A 16,060-nucleotide genomic window follows, 5' to 3' on the forward strand; every position below is an offset into this window, starting at 1 on the left:
GCAACCGGCCATGACCGAGATCGTTGCCGTCGCCCTCATCACCGTGCTCGCGGTCATCAGCCCGGGCGCGGACTTCGCGATGGTCGTCCGCAACAGTTACCTCTACGGCCGTCCGACCGGCCTGCTCGCGGCCACCGGAGTCGCCGCGGGCGTCCTGGTCCACGTCACGTACACCATGCTCGGCGTCGGCCTGCTGATCGCCTCGTCCACCGCCCTGTTCACCGCGATCAAGCTGGCAGGTGCCGCCTACCTCGTCTACATCGGCGTCCGCACCTTCCTGGACCGCGGCGACCTCACCGTCGACCTGGGCGAGAAGCGAAGCCTGAGCGGACTCGGGGCCCTGCGCACCGGCTTCCTCACCAATGTGCTGAACCCCAAGACCACGCTCTTCGTCGTGTCCACCTTCACCCAGGTCGTCGGGCCGGACACGGCCCTGTGGCAGCAGGCGGGCTACGGGCTGTTCATGTCGCTCGCCCACCTCGGGTGGTTCGGTCTGGTGGCACTGTTCTTCTCCCACTCACACCTGCGCACCGCGATGCTGCGCCGCCAGAAGGCCCTGAACCGCACGATCGGCTCGGTCCTGGTCGGCCTCGGCGTCACCCTGGGCCTGGCCCGCTGAGCCGTTCCCGGCGGGTCAGCCGCCATGGACCTCCAGGGCGGTCCTGACGGCCGACTCCAGTGCGCCCTCGATCCAGGCGGGCTTGATGGACGTGTGGCAGCCCGCGAAGTGCAGCGGCCCCTCCGGGGTGCGCACATCGGGGAACAGCTCGGTGTGCTGGCCGGGCAGGAGTACCGAGGCCTCGCCGTACGCGTACGGGTCGCGCATCCATGACTGGGTGCGTCCCATGCCCGTGTAGAAGACCTCGATGCGCTGCCCGTACACGTCCTGGACTCCTCCCAGCGTGCGCGGGTAGCGCTCGTCGTCGTCCAGCGAGTCCCACTTCAGGGCGTCGTCGGCCCAGCTGTACGAGGCGAGCAGGACCCCGCCGTCGCTGCCCTCCACGGGGTGCGAGGGCTGGTACATGAAGCGGTTGGCGTTGTCGGTCACCGAGCCGCCGCCGATGACGTGCGCCGCCTCGGGCTGGTTGCGTGCGGTTGCCCGGCAGGCCGCGTAGTGCACCCGCTGGTCGGGCGGGATGTGGCCGGCGGGCACGGACGGGTGGGCGCCCAGCAGCGAACCGTCGGCCGGCGCCCTGCCCAGCCGGTAGTCGTCGTACAGGCCGGGGCGGACCGTCTCCAGCTCCCGCCTCCAGTCCGACTCGTCGAACTCCCACCAGCGGCGGCTGAATTCGAGGAGCACCTTGGTCGCCGCGTCGTAGTGGACCTCGGTGATCGCGCGCCGCTTGCCGTAGGAGAGCGCGGGCGTGACCGGGATGTGCCGCAGCCCGGAGAAGGGCACCGTGACGATCGCCCGGTCGCCGGTGAAGGTCTCCCGGACGACGGGACCGCCCCGGCCCTCCGAGACCGTCTCGACGCTCACGCCGTCCTCGGTGCGGCTGATCCGGGTGGCCCGGCGGTCCAGGTGGACCAGGTCCTCGACCTTCGCGTACATGGCGTCGGCCAGCGTGGCGGTGCCGTCGGGCAGCTCGAAGAACGAGGTGGCCGGGCTGATCAGCGAGGCCCCGATGAAGCTGTGCAGGAAGGCGAGGTGGAGGCGCGAGGTCATGTTCTCGACCGTGCCGATGAGGTCGACGGTGCGCTCGTCGAGCTTGGCCACCTCGGTCAGGTACCGGAACATCGAGAAGTGCCCGTACCGCTGGAGCACCGTCGCCCAGCCCTCGACCAGGGCACTGCCCTCCTTGCCCTCGATCTCCTCGCGTACAGGAGCGAACGCGTCCCGGACGATCTGCGAGGCGGGCGTGCTCTCGTACGCCGCGGGCACACCGAACGACCTGTTGACCGCCTGCGGCTTCGCCGCGTAGTCGGCGCGACGGACCCGGACACCGTTGACATGGATCCACGTGCGGTTGGCGGGCCGCCCCTCGCCGCCCACGTCGACCAGGTGGAAGCGGCGGGTCTTCAGCCCGAGGGCGGCCATCAGTCCGGTGACCAGCGGGTGGCTGTCCGGGATGCGCATCGCGCCGGCCTCGGCGTACTGCTTCGGATCGGCGAAGGGCTGCTCCGCGTTCTCGTGGCCGCCCGTCCGGAAGGTCTTGATGCGGCCGCCGACGCGGTTGCCGTTGGCCTCGATCACGGTGACCGTGTGACCGGCCTCGTGGAGCAGCCGCGCCGCGGTGAGCCCGGCCGGTCCCGCGCCGATGACCAGGACCTTCTTACGCGCGGCCGCGGTGCGGGGCAGACCCTTCCCCAGCAGGACCTCACGATAACCAGGCACCAGGTCACGGTCGTTCTCGTCCCGTACGAGGATGGCGCGGGCGACGGTGAGGCAGGCCTCCCGGTCGGATCCGGGCGCGGCGGCTGTCGCCCGCGGCGCCGCGGCACCCGCGGACGGGGCCGCGGCGGTCACGGCGAGGGCCGCGGCGCCGGCGGTGGCGCCCGCGATCAGGGAGCGGCGGGAAGGCAGGACGGGAGAGGAATCAGCAGTGGGTAACGTCATGGTGATCACCCTGCTGCGTGAGGCGGTCCGGGGGAGTCGCGGACGCGCCCCCACGGCCCCGATTCACCCGCCGGTGATCTTGTCGAATCGGTGTTGACGCAGGTCATCACGGTGTGAGCCGGGTGTCAGCGCACAGAGAAGCCGTACACCGTCGTGGATGCGAACTCCTCGCCCGGCCGCAGCACCGTGCTCGGGAACTCCGGACGGTTGGGGGAGTCGGGGAAGTGCTGGGTCTCCAGCGCGATCCCGGCGCACGCCACGAACGGACGCCCCTCGAAGTGGTCGGCGGTGTACAGCTGCAGACCCGGCTCCGTCGTACGGACCGTCAGCAGCCTTCCCGAGCCGGCGTCGTACAGCTCGGCGACCGGCTCCGCACCGGTCTCGTCGAGCACGTAGTTGGTGTCGTACCCCGGGCCCACCGGCTTCGCCTCCCGGAAGTCGAACCGGGTCCCGTCCACCGGAGCGAACTCGCCCGTCGGAATGGACTCGGCGTCCGAGGGCGTGATCCGCCCGGCCGCGAGCCGCAGTTCGTGCCCGAGCGCGCTCCCGCTGTCCGCGCCGGCCAGGTTCCAGTACGTGTGATTCGTCAGGTTCACCACGGTCGGCGCGTCGGTCGTCGCCCGGTAGGCGATCCGCAGTGCCCCGCCCTCGTCCAGGGTGTACGTCACCGAAACCGCCAGCCGGCCCGGGAAGCCCTCCTCGCCGTCCTCGGCGACCAGGGAGAGCCGCACGCCGCCCGGTACCTCCTCGGCGTCCCACACCCGCTTGTCGAAGCCGCGGGTCCCGCCGTGCACGTGGTTGCGGCCCTCGTTCGGCGTCACCCGGTGCGTCTGCCCGTCGAGCACGAAGGCGGCGCCCCCGATCCGGTTCGCGTACCGCCCGACCAGGGCGCCGAAGTAGGGCCCGGTGTACTTCTCGTAGTCCGCGACGTCCGGCAGCCCGAGTGCCACCCCGGCCCGGGTGCCGTCCCGGCCGGGCACCTCCACCGACTGCACGACGGCGCCGTACGTCAGCACACGGACCCGGGTGCCGTCCCGCTCCAGGGTCCAGCGCCGTACGGCGGTGCCGTCCGCGAGGGTGGAGAAGTCTTCGCCGTGTGCCGCTGTACCCGTCGTCATGATCACAAACTTTACGCGGGGGGTCCGGCCGCAGTGACATTGCGGTAGGCGATCTCGGCCAGCCTGGCCTGGCCGTCACGGCCGGGGTGGAACCAGTCCCACCGGCTGAGCTGCTCGCCGGTGAACCGGTAGTCGAACACCGCCCCGCCGTCGTACCGGCAGCGCAGGTCCTTCGCGCAGACATCCCTCAGGACCTCGTTGTACGCGACGACCCGATCCTGCACCGCGTCGCGCCGCGCGACGGCCGCCGTGCCCATGTCGTCCGCGTCGCCCAGCATCGACCGGCAGATCCCGAGCTTCCAGATCTGCTTGCCCAGCGCGTTGCCGCGCCCGGTCGACCAGAGCCGTTTGAGGTCCGGCACGCTCGACACGTACACCTGGGACTTCGGCGCCGCACCGCGCAACTGCCGCATCGACGCCTCGAACGAGGCCCGGAAGTCCGCCACCGGGGTCATGAGCCGTACCGAGTCCCGGCAGGCGTCATTGGCGCCGATCATCACCGTCACCAGGTCCGGCCTCTCCTTCGAGGCCAGCGCCATCTGCTCCGGCAGCTGGGCCATCCGGGCTCCCGACACGGCATGGTTCCAGCTGTGCGAAGGCGCCTTCGCCGCGCCGAGCAGCCGTACCGCGAGACTGTTGACCCCGTCGTCCGTGCCGGTCGCCCACGACACCTCCGGGCAGTCGGCGAACACCGAGCAGGCGTCGAAGCCCCGGGTGATGGAGTCCCCCACGGCGGCGATGGACGCCGGGCTCACATCCCACACCCGTACCGGCGAGGGGGACGGGCTCTGCGGCCTGGCCGCGCCCTTCGTGGTCGCGGACGAACCACCGGTGCAGCCCGTCAGCACGGCACCGAGGAACGAAAGAGCCGTCAGCGCGGCGGCGGCACCGCGGACACGACGGCGTGACGAACACTCAGGCATCCCAGTCTCCCCTCCGGTCACACGGGTGATTGTGCCCCTGGCACAACCCACAGCCCCAGGTGGCGGGCCCGCGCGCCCTCGCGGGTGAATGCTGGGGGAATCATGGGCCGGGACCGACGGTACGTCACACGCCCGGCCCCGGCGCACGGTAGCTTTTCCCCGTCGAACCAGTGACGCCTTGCCGGCCCGCATGCGAGACGGGCAGCTCCGGTAAGTTATCTCACGTCACATACTGTCCCTTTTCAGGAGATTCACTCCCGATGCTGTTTACTGTTGACAACCTCGGGAACCGGCCGGGAAGAGGCGGTACGGGCGCGAGGCCGCTGGGGAAGGCGAACCTCGTCCCACACTGGAGGTCCCGGTGACGACACGTGGAGTCCTGTACGTTCACTCCGCACCGCGCGCGCTGTGCCCGCACATCGAATGGGCGGTGGCGGGCGTACTCGGTGTGCGGGTCCAGCTCGACTGGATCAGACAGCCGGCCGCCCCCGGTACCTGGCGGTCCGAATTCTCCTGGAAGGGCAGAGCCGGCACCGCGTCCGAGCTCGCCTCGGCACTCCGTGGCTGGGACCTGCTCCGCTTCGAGGTGACGGCGGAGCCGTGCCCCACGGCGGAGGGCGAGCGCTACAGCTCCACGCCCGGCCTCGGCATCTTCCACGCGGTCACCGGAATGCACGGCGACATCCTGATCCCCGAGGACCGGCTGCGGGCCGCGCTGGCCAGGTCCGTGAGCGGCGAGACGGATCTGGAGGCGGAGGTCGCCAAGCTCCTGGGCAAGCCCTGGGACGACGAGCTGGAGTCCTTCCGCCACGCCGGCGAGGGCGCGCCCGTCCGCTGGCTCCACCAGGTGGTGTGACCGCGCCCCGGCCAGGCCTGCCCCGGGACAGGCCTGGCTGAAACGTTTGTCCTCCCGGTGCCGGCCCGGGGCCGAGCCCGCCCCGCTCAGGCCTGGGACTCGGCCCAGAAGCCGAAGATCCTCGAGAGGCCGGCCCGTACGGCTCCGCGCCGCGTCAGCACGGACCGGTCGACTCCGGAGAAGACAGCCGCCAGGGAGACGTCGCCGGGCAGGACCCGGCCCGTCGCCCGCACGGTCACCTTCCTGCCGCTCCCGATGCCCGACTGCCGCACCCTGATGACGGCGCCGGGGTCGTCGGAGTCGGGCTGCCGGAACAGGTCGTACGCCCGGCGGTCGATCGCCGTGAGCCGGTACGCGTCGCCCAGATACGTCATGTGCAGGGAGCGCCCCCGGTGCGTGGGCGCCCACCGGTTCCGATGCATGCGCACCAGTGCGTCACCCACACGGAGCGTCGAACGGTTGAGGGTCGGCATGGACGCCACGTCCGCGTGCTACGCCGCGCGTCTCGAACGTGGAAGCGGGGATCAGGCCGCCACGTACCTCCGTGACGAGTGCGTTCGTCATGTCCGGGCCCGCCGGGTACACCACTCGGATGTCGCCGAACTCCGGAGAAGTGCCCTGCCGGCCGACCTTCGTGCGCCCGTGAGGCTTCTTCTCCTTGAAGCGGGCAAGTGAGAACGGACTGATGGTCGTGTGCATGTCCTTACCTCGCTGGTCGAACGGATGGTCCGGGAAGGCGGCCCGGTGGCCCTTTCCCCACCTGCAATGCGGGAGGCCCGCCTCCCGGGGTGGGAAGCGGGCCTCGCGGCAGTGACACGGGTCAGACCGAGCGGAACGCCAGGACGACGTTGTGGCCGCCGAAGCCGAACGAGTTGTTGATCGCGGCGATCGGTCCCTCGGGCAGTGCCCTCGGTTCGCCGCGCACGACGTCCGCCTCGATCGCCTCGTCGAGGTTGTCGACGTTGATGGTCGGCGGCGCCAGCCGGTGGTGCAGCGCCAGCACCGTCGCCACGGTCTCGATGCCGCCCGCGCCACCCAGCAGGTGACCGGTCATCGACTTCGTGGCGGAGATCGCCACATGGTCCAGGTCGTCGCCCAGCACCGCACGCAGTGCCTTGATCTCCGCGATGTCACCCTGCGGCGTGGACGTGGCATGCGCGTTCAGGTGCACGACCTCCGACGGCTTCAGGTCCGTGGCGTCCAGCAGGTTCTGCATCGCGGCGGCGATGCCCCGGCCGGTCGGCTCGGGCTGCGCGATGTGGTGGGCGTCCGCGGACAGGCCCTGGCCCAGCACCTCGCAGTAGACCTTGGCGCCTCGAGCGGCGGCGTGCTCCGCGGACTCGAGGATCACGACTCCGGCACCCTCGCCGAGGACGAAGCCGTCACGGCCCGTGTCGTACGGACGTGAGGCCTTCTCGGGCTCGTCGTTGCTCTTGGACATCGCCATCATGTTGGCGAACGCGGCGATCGGCAGCGGGTGGATCGCCGCCTCGGTGCCACCGGCGACGACCACATCGGCACGGCCGGTGCGGATCATCTCGACGGCGTACCCGATGGCCTCGGCCCCCGACGCGCAGGCGGAGACCGGGGTGTGGACACCGGCCTGGGCGTTGACCTCGAGGCCGACGTTGGCCGCCGGGCCGTTGGGCATGAGCATGGGAACGGTGTGCGGGGAGACGCGGCGTACGCCCTTCTCCTTCAGCACGTCGTACTGGTCGAGCAGGGTGATCACGCCGCCGATACCGGAGGCGATGACCGAGCCCAGACGCTCGGGCTGGATCTTCTCGTCCTCACCGGCCCTGCCGGTGAAACCGGCGTCCGCCCACGCCTCACGGGCCGCGATCAGCGCGAACTGCGCCGAGCGGTCCAGCTTGCGGGCGAGGGGGCGGGGCAGGACGTCGCCCGGGTCGACAGCCGCGAGGGCGGCGATCCGGACAGGCAGTTCGGCGAAACGTTCGCCCTCGAGGGGCTTGACGCCGGAACGACCGGCCATCAGACCTTCCCAGGTCGATGCGGAGTCGCCACCCAGCGGAGTGGTTGCGCCGATACCGGTGACGACCACGGTGCGATTGGTCGGGCTCACTGGAAAATCTTCTCCACGTGTAGAGGGTCGTGAATCAGCGGCGCCACCGCCGGGTGGCGACACACGGGACGGGCTGGGATCAGCCCTGGTGCTTCAGGATGTAGTCGGCAGCGTCGCCGACCGTCTTGAGGTTCTTGACGTCCTCGTCGGGGATCTTGACGTCGAAGCGCTCCTCGGCGGCGACGACGACCTCGACCATGGACAGCGAGTCGACGTCCAGGTCGTCGGTGAAGGACTTGTCCAGCTGGACGTCCTCGACCGGGATACCGGCGATCTCGTTGACGATCTCGGCGAGACCGGTGACGATCTCTTCCTGAGTGGCGGCCATGTTGGCGCTCCTTCGATGTGTTTCTACGGGGTTCGGGTGTACGGACCGAAAGGTCCGGTGTGCCTAGGGGAGGGTAACGACCGTCGCGGCGTAGACGAGACCCGCCCCGAAGCCGATGACGAGCGCCGTGTCGCCGCTCTTGGCCTGACCGGTCGCCAGAAGCCGCTCCATTGCGAGCGGAATCGAGGCGGCCGACGTATTGCCGGTGGTTTCCACGTCACGCGCGACCGTGACGTGCTCCGGCAGCTTGAGAGTCTTCACCATCGAGTCGATGATCCGCATGTTGGCCTGGTGCGGAATGAAGACGTCCAGGTCTTCCGGAGCGATCCCGGCCGCCTCCAGCGCCTGCTGGGCGACCTTGGCCATCTCGAAGACGGCCCAGCGGAAGACCGCCTGACCCTCCTGCGTGATCGCCGGGAACTTCTCGGGACGGTCGGCGTGGAAGACGTCCCACGCCACCGTCTGCTTGATCGTTCCGGACTTGTCGCCCTCGGAGCCCCAGACCGTGGGGCCAATGGCCGGCTCCTTGGCGGGGCCGACGACGACCGCACCCGCACCGTCGCCGAACAGGAAGGCCGTCGCGCGGTCCTCCAGGTCGGTGAGGTCGCTGAGGCGCTCGACACCGATGACGAGGACGTACTCCGCGGAACCCTCGACGATCATGCCCTTGGCGAGCGTGAGGCCGTAGCCGAAGCCCGCGCAGCCGGCCGAGATGTCGAAGGCGGCAGGCTTGCCCGCGCCGATCTTGTGGGCGATGTCGGTCGCGATCGCCGGGGTCTGCTGGAAGTGCGAGACGGTGGAGACGACCACGGCGCCGATCTGCTCGGGAGTGATCCCGGCGTCGGCGATCGCCTTGCCTGCGGCCTCCACGGACATGGCCGACACGGTCTCCTCGGGGGAGGCCCAGTGACGGGTGGCGATACCGGAGCGGGAGCGAATCCACTCGTCGGACGAGTCGATCGTCTCGAGGATCACCTCGTTCGGCACGACACGGGTCGGGCGGTAGCCGCCGACACCCATGATCCGTGCGTACGGGGCGCCCTTGCTGGGCTTGATCTTCGACATGCTCTCGGGCTCCTTAGGCGCCTGCGTGCTCGGAGATGAGCGCGCGGGCCGCGTCGAGGTCGTCGGGGGTCTTGAGCGCGAGGGTCTTCACGCCGGGCAGCGCGCGCTTGGCGAGGCCGACGAGGGTGCCTCCGGGGGCGGCCTCGATGACGGCCGTGACCCCGAGCTCCTTGAAGGTCTCCATGCACAGGTCCCAGCGGACCGGGTTGGCGACCTGGCCGACGAGCCGCGAGATGACCTCGGCGCCGTCGGCGACCGTCTTCCCGTCGGCGTTCGACACGTACGTGACCTTCGGGTCGGCGACCGTCAGGGCATCGGCGGCGGCACGCAGCTTCTCCACGGCCGGAGCCATGTGGTGCGTGTGGAAGGCGCCGGCCACCTTGAGCGCGACCACGCGGCGCACACCCTCGGGCATGTCCTCGGCCAGTGCGGCGATCTGTGCCGCGGTGCCCGCTGCGACGATCTGCCCGCCACCGTTGACGTTGGCCGGGGTGAGCCCCAGCTTCTCCAGATGGGGGACCGTTACGGCAGGGTCGCCGCCGAGCAGAGCGGCCATGCCCGTCTCGGTGACCGCGGCGGCCTCGGCCATGCCCAGTCCCCGGGTCCGTACGAAACGGAGCGCGGCCTCGTCGTCGATGACGCCGGCGAGCGCCGCGGCGGTGATCTCACCGACACTGTGGCCGGCGACGACGCCGGGCGAGGCGTCGAGAGCAGCCGCCGACAGGAGACCTGCGGCGACGAGCAGCGGCTGGGCCACCGCCGTGTCGCGGATCTCGTCCGCATCGGCCTTCGTGCCGTAGTGGGCAAGGTCGAGCCCGATGGCGTCGGACCAGGCCGCGATGCGGTCGGTGGCACCGGGGAGTTCGAGCCAGGGAGTCAGGAAGCCGGGCGTCTGAGCGCCTTGGCCGGGAGCGACGAGTACGAGCACACTCACACTCTCTCTTGTGGACGGCTCCTCACGCCCGTGGGGACAGGGACGAAGAACCGTCAGGGGAATTGTTGAAGTCCGACAAAAGTCTAGGACTGAGGATCTCCGGCGGCCAAGCGCCCCAGGATGAGGGCGATCCGCAGTGTGAACGCGGAGCGGACGTCGGAGGGGGACCAGCCGGTGACGTCGGTCACACGTCGCAGCCGGTAGCGCACGGTATTGGGGTGCACGAACAGCATCCTGGCGGCGCCCTCAAGGCTACTCGCCTGCTCCAGATAGACACTCAGCGTCTCCAGTAGCGCCGAACCGGCCTCTTCGAGCGGTCTGTAGATCTCCTCCACCAACTGATCCCGCGCCGCGGGGTCGCCCGCCATCGCACGCTCCGGAAGGAGATCGTCGGACAGTACCGGCCGCGGCGCGTCCTGCCACGCCGAGCACGCCTTGAGTCCGGCGGCGGCGGCCTGCGCGGACCGGGTGGCGGCGAGCAGGTCGGGCACCACCGGCCCGGCGACGACGGGACCGGCCGCATACGGGCCGATCAGGGACTTCGCGACGTTCAACGGGTTGTCGCTGCCCCCCGCGATGACGACCAGGCGGCTGCCCAGCACCCCGGTCAGGACCTGGAGCTTGGCGTGCCGGGCCGCCCGCCGGATCGCCTCCACGGTGAGCTCGCTGTCCCCGTCCGGAGCGGTGCCGAGGAGGACGCAGACGTGTTCGGGGGAGTTCCAGCCGAGAGCCGCGGCCCGCGACACGGCACCCTCGTCGGCCTCACCGGACAGCACCGCGTTCACCACGAGCGACTCCAGGCGTGCGTCCCACGCGCCGCGCGCCTCGGCGGCCTGGGCGTACACCTGGGCGGTCGCGAAGGCGATCTCCCGGGCGTAGACGAGAAGCGCCTCGCGCAGCACCGACTCGTCGCCGGGAGCCGCCACCTCCTCGATCGCGGTCTCCATCACCTCGATCGTCGTGCGCACCATCTCGACGGTCTGCCGCAGTGTGATCGCCCGGGTCAGCTCGCGCGGAGCCGTACCGAACACATCGGTGGAGATGGCCTGCGGTGCCTCCGGGTGCCGGAACCATTCGGTGAACGCGGCGATTCCGGCCTGGGCGACCAGACCGATCCAGGAGCGGTTCTCCGGTGGCATCGCCCGGTACCACGGCAGCGTCTCGTCCATGCGGGCGATGGCGTTGGCGGAAAGCCGGCCGGAGGCCTGCTCGAGCCGCTTCAGGGTCGCGGCATGCAGATGGGCGGCGTTCGCGGCGGGCAGCTCAGGATCGGGTCGGGGCACGGACACAAGACTGCCTTATCGGGGCAGCGGTGCGGAGGGGCGGGGCCGCGGGTCGCCCCGCAGGGCTACCGTGGAGCCGTGATGGACGTACGCCGCTCCGGCGACCGCTTCCGCGGTGGGGACCCGGCCCCGGGTGTCTCCGTGGGCATCGAGACGCTGCACGCTTTCTCCTTCGGGCGCTTCTACGACCCCGACAACCTGCGCTTCGGGCCGGTCCTGGCCTGCAACGAGGAGCGTCTCGCCCCGGGGGCCGGCTTCGACGAGCATCCGCACAGCCACACCGAGATCGTCACCTGGGTGGTCGAGGGCGAGCTCACCCACCGTGACTCGGCCGGCCACGCCACCGTCGTACGGGCGGGTGACGTCCAGCACCTGAGCTCGGCCGGCGGGGTGCGGCATGTCGAACGCAATGACGGGGAATGCCCGCTGACGTTCGTTCAGATGTGGCTGTCCCCGCTGGCACCCGGCGGGGAGCCCTCGTACACGCATGTCGCCGGGATCGCCGACTCCACCCCGTACGCCCTCCCGGAGGCGCGCGCGATGCTCCATGTCCGCAGGCAGGCCGAGGGCGAGCGCACCGCCGTGCCCGACGCGGCGGGCGTCTACGTCCACGTCGTACGGGGCGAGGTGCGCCTCGACGGCGAGGAGCTGGCGGCCGGCGACTCGGCGCGGATCACGGATTCCCGGGGGCTGGAACTGCTGGCGCTGACGGCCGCCGAGGTGCTGATGTGGGAGCTCGGGCAGGTGTGACGAGCGGCGGGCCTACGGGCGTCGCTCCAGCAGCCCGAGATCGAGGGCCTTGACCACCGCGTGCGTACGGTCGCCGACGTCGAGTTTGGCGAAGACCCGCAGCAGATGCGTCTTCACCGTCGCCTCCGCGATGACGAGCCGCCGGCCGATCTCCACATTGGACAGGCCGTCGGCGACCGCGCCCAGCACATCGACCTCCCGCCTGGTCAGCGCCACCGGGGCGGGCCTGCGCATACGGGCGACCAGGCGCGCAGCGACCCGCGGGGCAAGAACGGTCTCGCCCCGGGACGCGGAGTGGATGGCGTCCACCAGCTGCTCACGCGTGGTGTCCTTCAGCAGGTAGCCGACCGCGCCGGCCTCGACCGCGCGCTCGATCTCCGCATCGGTGTCGTACGTGGTCAGGATCAGCACCCGGGTCCGGGCCCGCCCCGCGACGATCTCGGCGGTCGCACTCGTCCCGTCGAGGACGGGCATCCGCAGATCGACCAGCGCCACGTCGGGCTCCAGCCGCTCCACGAGTTCGACGGCCGCCCGGCCGTCGTCGGCCTCGCCGACGATGTCGATCGTGGGCTCGTCGGCCAGCAGGGCGACGACCCCGGCGCGCATCACCGTATGGTCGTCCACCACGACGACGCGGAGCCTGTTCCCCGGCACTGCACCTGTCGCCATGTCAGACCTGCCCGTTCGTAGGAATCATGGCGAGCACGCGGGTGCCGTCGCCGACCGAGCTGGTGACGGTGAGCTCACCGCCGAGTTCGGCAAGGCGTTTGCGCATGCCGTTCAGTCCGAAGCCGTGGGAGTCCTCGGTCACGAAGCCGCGGCCGTCGTCGGTGATCTCCAGTTCCACGCCGTACGGCTGCGCCGTGAGCACCACCTCCACGGTGGAGGCCGCCGCGTGCTTGCGGATGTTCGCGAGGGACTCCTGTGTGCAGCGAAGGAGGGCGATCCGGGTCTGCTGGTCGCAGGCGACGTCCGGCAGCTCCGAGGCGAGGCCTATCCCGGTGTCCTCCGTGAACCGGTCCAGGGTCCGGCGAAGGGTGTCCGCCACCGAGCCGTTCGCGACACCGCTCTGCGGCGCCGCACCGACGAGGACGCGTGCCTCGGTGAGGTTCTCGCGTGCGGTGTTCTCGATCGCGAGCAACTGCCGCGCACTCCTGCCGGGATCGGTCCCCAGACCGGACCGGGCCGCCTCCGCGAGCACGACGATGGACGCGAAGCCCTGGGCCAGGGTGTCGTGGATCTCCCGGGCGAGCCGTTCGCGCTCGTCCGCCGCCCCCTGGCGCTGGTGCGCCTCGGCCAGCCGGAGCCGGGCGCCCTCCAGTTCGGCGCCGAGCCGGCGGGCACGCTCGTCGCCGTCCTCGGCGATGCGGCGCAGCCCCAGTCCGACCAGGACGCCCGCCGCATAGCCGATCAGCGTGAAGACGACGTTGCCGGTGAAGAACTCCCCGTCCCAGCCCTGCCGTACGACGTTGCCGGCCACCACTCCCGCGCACGCGAGGCCACTGACGGCGATCGCGGCCCGCGTGCTCGTGGCGTAGATCCAGAAGTGCGGCAACGTCACGACGAAGAGCGCCGCGCCACCGTCGAGCAGGTACGACATCGCGCCGAGGCCCACGACGAGTACGTACAGGTACGGAAGCGGGCGCAGGACGGGGTTGCCCGGGAACAGCCCCACCGCTCCGTAACACAGCGCGAGCACGGCCAGCAGCGCCAGCGTCGGGTACCTCGTCGTCCCGGGTGCGTCAGCGACTGCGATGGCCGGAGGCACCACACCCAGCAGCACCCACAGGACGGCGTTCCACCGGTGCAGTGACGGTACGGGCAACTCGTCCTCGGGCTCCGGTCGTTGATCCATTACGTCAGCCTACTTTTTCCAGCGGCGCGGCGGCCGGGAACCCGTCCTGTGCACCGCGCCCGGGGCGGGCCGGCCACCAGGCGCGCTCGCCGAGGAGGAGCAGGACCGACGGCAGGACCATGAGCCGGATGACCACGGCGTCCAGGAGGACGGCCACGGCCAGACAGAATCCCATCTGCTTCATCTCGGTCAGGTGCAGGGCCACGAACGCACCGAACACCGTCACCATCACGATCGCCGCACTCGTCACCACCTTGGCCGAGCGGTTGATGCCCTCCAGCACCGCCTCGCGGGCGGACATGCCGTTCTGCCTGGCCTCCTGGATCCGGCTGACCACGAACACCTGGTAGTCCATCGACAGGCCGAAGAGAATCACGACAAGGAACAGCGGCACCCTGGACGCGATCGCGCCGAGCGAGTCGAAGGCCAGCAGACCCTCCGCCCAGGTCCCCTGGAAGAACAGGACCAGCATGCCGAGCGAGGCACCGGCGGACAGCAGATTGAGTACGACGCCGACGAGACCGATGACCACCGAGCGGAACGCCCATACCGTCATCAGGAAGGTCATCAGCAGCAGGAACCCGATGACCAGCGGCAGTTTGTCACTCTCGTGGGCCACGTAGTCGCGGCCCCGGGCCACGTCGCCGCTCACCCCCGTCTCCACGTCGGGCAGTTGGCCGACCGTCGCGGGGATGTGGTCCTTGCGGAGGTGGACGAGTGACTCGATCGCCTCGGCGGAGGGCGCGGGGAAGGGGACCGCGAGTTCCAGCACACTGATCCGGCCGTCGGCCGACGTCCGCACCGTCGGCTCGGTGTCCCCGGCGAACAGCGGGTCGGTCCGGGCGCGGCGGCCGAGGTCCACCAGGGCCCGCTCGACCTGGGCGGCTCGCTCCGGCGTCGAGCGCGCAACTACCTCGTGCCTGACGAAGAGTTCGGGGAAACTCCCGGTCAGCCGGTCGTAGACCTGCATGGCCGGGATGTCGCGGGAGAAGGTGTCCTTGCCCGGGTCGACGAGCTTCAGCCCGAGCGCGGGAGCGGCCAGGCCGAGCATGAAGAGGACCGACAGGCACAGGGTGAGGGCGGGGCGGGTCCGGGCGGTCCGCAGGAGGGCGCCGAAGATCCGCCCGGTCTCCGGCTTCGCCGTCGGGGCCGGCTTCCCGCGCTTCGCCCGGCGGGCGGCCTTGCGGGAGGCGAGGCGTTCGGTCCGGTGGCCGATCTTGACCAGCAGTGCGGGGAGCACCGTGAGCGAGCTGGCCACGGCGACCGCCACGACGAGGATGGTGCCGGTCGCCAACGAGGAGAAGATGACGTCGGTGGCCAGGTACAGGGTGGACGTGGAGACGATCACGGCGAGGCCCGAAACCACGATGGCCCGGCCCGCGGTCGCCGCCGCCAGCTCCACGAGGGCTTCCGAACTCAGCCGGCCGCCTGCGCGGGCCCGTTCCTCACGTTCACGCTTGAGGTAGAAGAGCGTGTAATCGACACCCACCGCCAGGCCGATGAGCAGGATGAGGTTCATCCCGACCCCGGCGTCGGGGAGAAGGTGCGAGGCGACCATCGACAGCCCGATGGCCGCGGCGATCGAGGAGAGAGCCAGCAGAAGCGGCACACCAGCCATGATCACCGAGCCGAACACGGCCAGCAGTGTGATGAGGGTGACCGGCAGGCTGATGCGTTCGGAGAGGGCGAGATCCTTCCCGCGCTGGTCGTTGACGCCCTTGCTGATGGCGGGGGACCCGGTCTCCTCCACGACCAGGTCCGGGTGGCTCGCGCCAACCGCCGCCGTCTGCTCCAGGAGCGGCACGACGTTCTTCCTGCCCTCCAGCTCGGGGCCGTTCAGGACCACCGAGACCAGCAGGACCTTGCCGTCCTTCGAGCGGACGGGAGCCGCCACGCTCTCCACCTCGGGCAGGTCCCGCATCCGCTCGGTCACGTCGTGGGCCGCCGAACCGGCCGCGGCCATGTCCAGCGGTCCGGACCTGGCCCGGATCATGATCCGCTCGGTGGGCGAGCGCTCCAGGCCGCCTTCGGTCGCCATCGCCTCGGCGCGTCCCGCCTCACCGACCCAGAAGTCCTCGGTGGTGGCTTCGTTGCTGCCGACCGCGATGCCGGCTCCGAGGCACAGGACGACGAACGCGAACCAGCCGGCGATCGCCCGCCATGCGTGCCGGGTGCTCCATCGGGCCATCCGTACAGGTAGCTGTCTCATACCGGAAATCCTGGTCGGCGGAGGACCCTGCCCGACACGCCCGGCCGGTTGAACCTGTTGTCCACCGGCCGGTGGACAACAGGGCTGGGGCCTGCCCCC

The 16,060-nt window shown here is 70.7% G+C and carries 15 protein-coding genes; 3 read left to right on the forward strand and 12 right to left on the reverse strand.

The annotated features are described in order from the left end of the window. The first annotated feature begins 10 nt into the window (after window positions 1–10). A complete protein-coding gene (locus tag OG844_RS34340; RefSeq protein ID WP_406395635.1) occupies window positions 11–619 on the forward strand; it encodes a LysE family translocator in 609 nt (202 codons plus the stop codon). A gap of 15 nt (window positions 620–634) precedes the next feature. On the opposite strand, the gene OG844_RS34345 is transcribed toward OG844_RS34340, so the two are convergent. The 3 genes from OG844_RS34345 to OG844_RS34355 all read right to left on the reverse strand — a co-directional run bounded on the left by OG844_RS34345 (window position 635) and on the right by OG844_RS34355 (window position 4,598). Next, entirely contained in the window at window positions 635–2,557 is a 1,923-nt protein-coding gene (locus tag OG844_RS34345) for a flavin monoamine oxidase family protein (protein ID WP_406395637.1), read from the reverse strand. A 125-nt stretch (window positions 2,558–2,682) separates the two neighbouring features. Further along, complete coding sequence (locus tag OG844_RS34350; RefSeq protein ID WP_406395639.1) at window positions 2,683–3,675, reverse strand: aldose epimerase family protein; 993 nt, start codon at window positions 3,673–3,675, stop codon at window positions 2,683–2,685. An 11-nt stretch (window positions 3,676–3,686) separates the two neighbouring features. Then, on the reverse strand, window positions 3,687–4,598 hold the full coding sequence (locus tag OG844_RS34355) for an SGNH/GDSL hydrolase family protein (protein WP_406395641.1): 912 nt from the start codon (window positions 4,596–4,598) through the stop codon (window positions 3,687–3,689). Window positions 4,599–4,959: 361 nt separating this feature from the next. On the opposite strand from OG844_RS34355, the gene OG844_RS34360 reads away from it, so the two are divergent. Beyond that, on the forward strand, window positions 4,960–5,454 hold the full coding sequence (locus tag OG844_RS34360; protein WP_351168275.1) for a DUF3145 domain-containing protein: 495 nt from the start codon (window positions 4,960–4,962) through the stop codon (window positions 5,452–5,454). Window positions 5,455–5,540: 86 nt separating this feature from the next. On the opposite strand, the gene OG844_RS34365 is transcribed toward OG844_RS34360, so the two are convergent. The 6 genes from OG844_RS34365 to OG844_RS34390 all read right to left on the reverse strand — a co-directional run bounded on the left by OG844_RS34365 (window position 5,541) and on the right by OG844_RS34390 (window position 11,147). After that, on the reverse strand, window positions 5,541–5,936 hold the full coding sequence (locus OG844_RS34365; RefSeq protein ID WP_406395643.1) for a hypothetical protein: 396 nt from the start codon (window positions 5,934–5,936) through the stop codon (window positions 5,541–5,543). Window positions 5,937–6,274: 338 nt separating this feature from the next. After that, window positions 6,275–7,537 (reverse strand): beta-ketoacyl-ACP synthase II, encoded by a 1,263-nt coding sequence (gene fabF, locus OG844_RS34370; protein WP_406395645.1) that lies wholly within the window; start codon window positions 7,535–7,537, stop codon window positions 6,275–6,277. Between the two features lie 79 nt (window positions 7,538–7,616). Then, complete coding sequence (locus OG844_RS34375; RefSeq protein WP_014045780.1) at window positions 7,617–7,865, reverse strand: acyl carrier protein; 249 nt, start codon at window positions 7,863–7,865, stop codon at window positions 7,617–7,619. Window positions 7,866–7,928: 63 nt separating this feature from the next. Next, window positions 7,929–8,930, reverse strand: a complete 1,002-nt coding sequence (locus OG844_RS34380) for a ketoacyl-ACP synthase III (protein ID WP_406395646.1) — start codon at window positions 8,928–8,930, stop codon at window positions 7,929–7,931. A gap of 13 nt (window positions 8,931–8,943) precedes the next feature. Then, window positions 8,944–9,858 carry an ACP S-malonyltransferase gene (locus tag OG844_RS34385; protein WP_406396358.1) on the reverse strand — a complete coding sequence of 305 codons (915 nt, stop codon included), beginning with the start codon at window positions 9,856–9,858 and terminating at the stop codon, window positions 8,944–8,946. Window positions 9,859–9,947: 89 nt separating this feature from the next. Then, window positions 9,948–11,147: a PucR family transcriptional regulator gene (locus OG844_RS34390; RefSeq protein WP_406395648.1), complete on the reverse strand. Its 1,200-nt coding sequence runs from the start codon at window positions 11,145–11,147 to the stop codon at window positions 9,948–9,950. Between the two features lie 81 nt (window positions 11,148–11,228). Here OG844_RS34390 and OG844_RS34395 point away from each other — a divergent pair, with 81 nt between their 5' ends. Continuing rightward, the gene (locus OG844_RS34395) at window positions 11,229–11,897 is read left to right on the forward strand and encodes a pirin family protein (protein ID WP_406396360.1); all 669 of its coding nucleotides are present in this window, start codon (window positions 11,229–11,231) and stop codon (window positions 11,895–11,897) included. A gap of 12 nt (window positions 11,898–11,909) precedes the next feature. Here the strand turns inward: OG844_RS34395 and OG844_RS34400 are convergent, their stop codons facing one another. From OG844_RS34400 to OG844_RS34410, 3 genes are read right to left on the reverse strand one after another with little or no spacing between them, the layout of a single operon-like run. Next, window positions 11,910–12,566 (reverse strand): response regulator, encoded by a 657-nt coding sequence (locus tag OG844_RS34400; protein ID WP_406395650.1) that lies wholly within the window; start codon window positions 12,564–12,566, stop codon window positions 11,910–11,912. 1 nt (window position 12,567) lies between these two features. Then, the gene (locus OG844_RS34405) at window positions 12,568–13,752 is read right to left on the reverse strand and encodes a sensor histidine kinase (RefSeq protein ID WP_406395652.1); all 1,185 of its coding nucleotides are present in this window, start codon (window positions 13,750–13,752) and stop codon (window positions 12,568–12,570) included. A 4-nt stretch (window positions 13,753–13,756) separates the two neighbouring features. Beyond that, a complete protein-coding gene (locus OG844_RS34410; protein WP_406395654.1) occupies window positions 13,757–15,961 on the reverse strand; it encodes an MMPL family transporter in 2,205 nt (734 codons plus the stop codon). Between the last annotated feature and the right edge of the window lie 99 nt (window positions 15,962–16,060).

It is taken from the genome of Streptomyces sp. NBC_00887 (genome assembly GCF_045207585.1).

Bases quoted from the DNA above. Each gene is read 5' to 3' on its own strand.
- OG844_RS34340 (WP_406395635.1), top strand. From the start codon at position 11: ATGACCGAGATCGTTGCCGTCGCCCTCATCACCGTGCTCGCGGTCATC.
- OG844_RS34345 (WP_406395637.1), bottom strand. From the start codon at position 2,557: ATGACGTTACCCACTGCTGATTCCTCTCCCGTCCTGCCTTCCCGCCGC.
- OG844_RS34350 (WP_406395639.1), bottom strand. From the start codon at position 3,675: ATGACGACGGGTACAGCGGCACACGGCGAAGACTTCTCCACCCTCGCG.
- OG844_RS34355 (WP_406395641.1), bottom strand. From the start codon at position 4,598: ATGCCTGAGTGTTCGTCACGCCGTCGTGTCCGCGGTGCCGCCGCCGCG.
- OG844_RS34375 (WP_014045780.1), bottom strand. From the start codon at position 7,865: ATGGCCGCCACTCAGGAAGAGATCGTCACCGGTCTCGCCGAGATCGTC.
- OG844_RS34380 (WP_406395646.1), bottom strand. From the start codon at position 8,930: ATGTCGAAGATCAAGCCCAGCAAGGGCGCCCCGTACGCACGGATCATG.
- OG844_RS34395 (WP_406396360.1), top strand. From the start codon at position 11,229: ATGGACGTACGCCGCTCCGGCGACCGCTTCCGCGGTGGGGACCCGGCC.
- OG844_RS34400 (WP_406395650.1), bottom strand. From the start codon at position 12,566: ATGGCGACAGGTGCAGTGCCGGGGAACAGGCTCCGCGTCGTCGTGGTG.
- OG844_RS34405 (WP_406395652.1), bottom strand. From the start codon at position 13,752: ATGGATCAACGACCGGAGCCCGAGGACGAGTTGCCCGTACCGTCACTG.
- OG844_RS34410 (WP_406395654.1), bottom strand. From the start codon at position 15,961: ATGAGACAGCTACCTGTACGGATGGCCCGATGGAGCACCCGGCACGCA.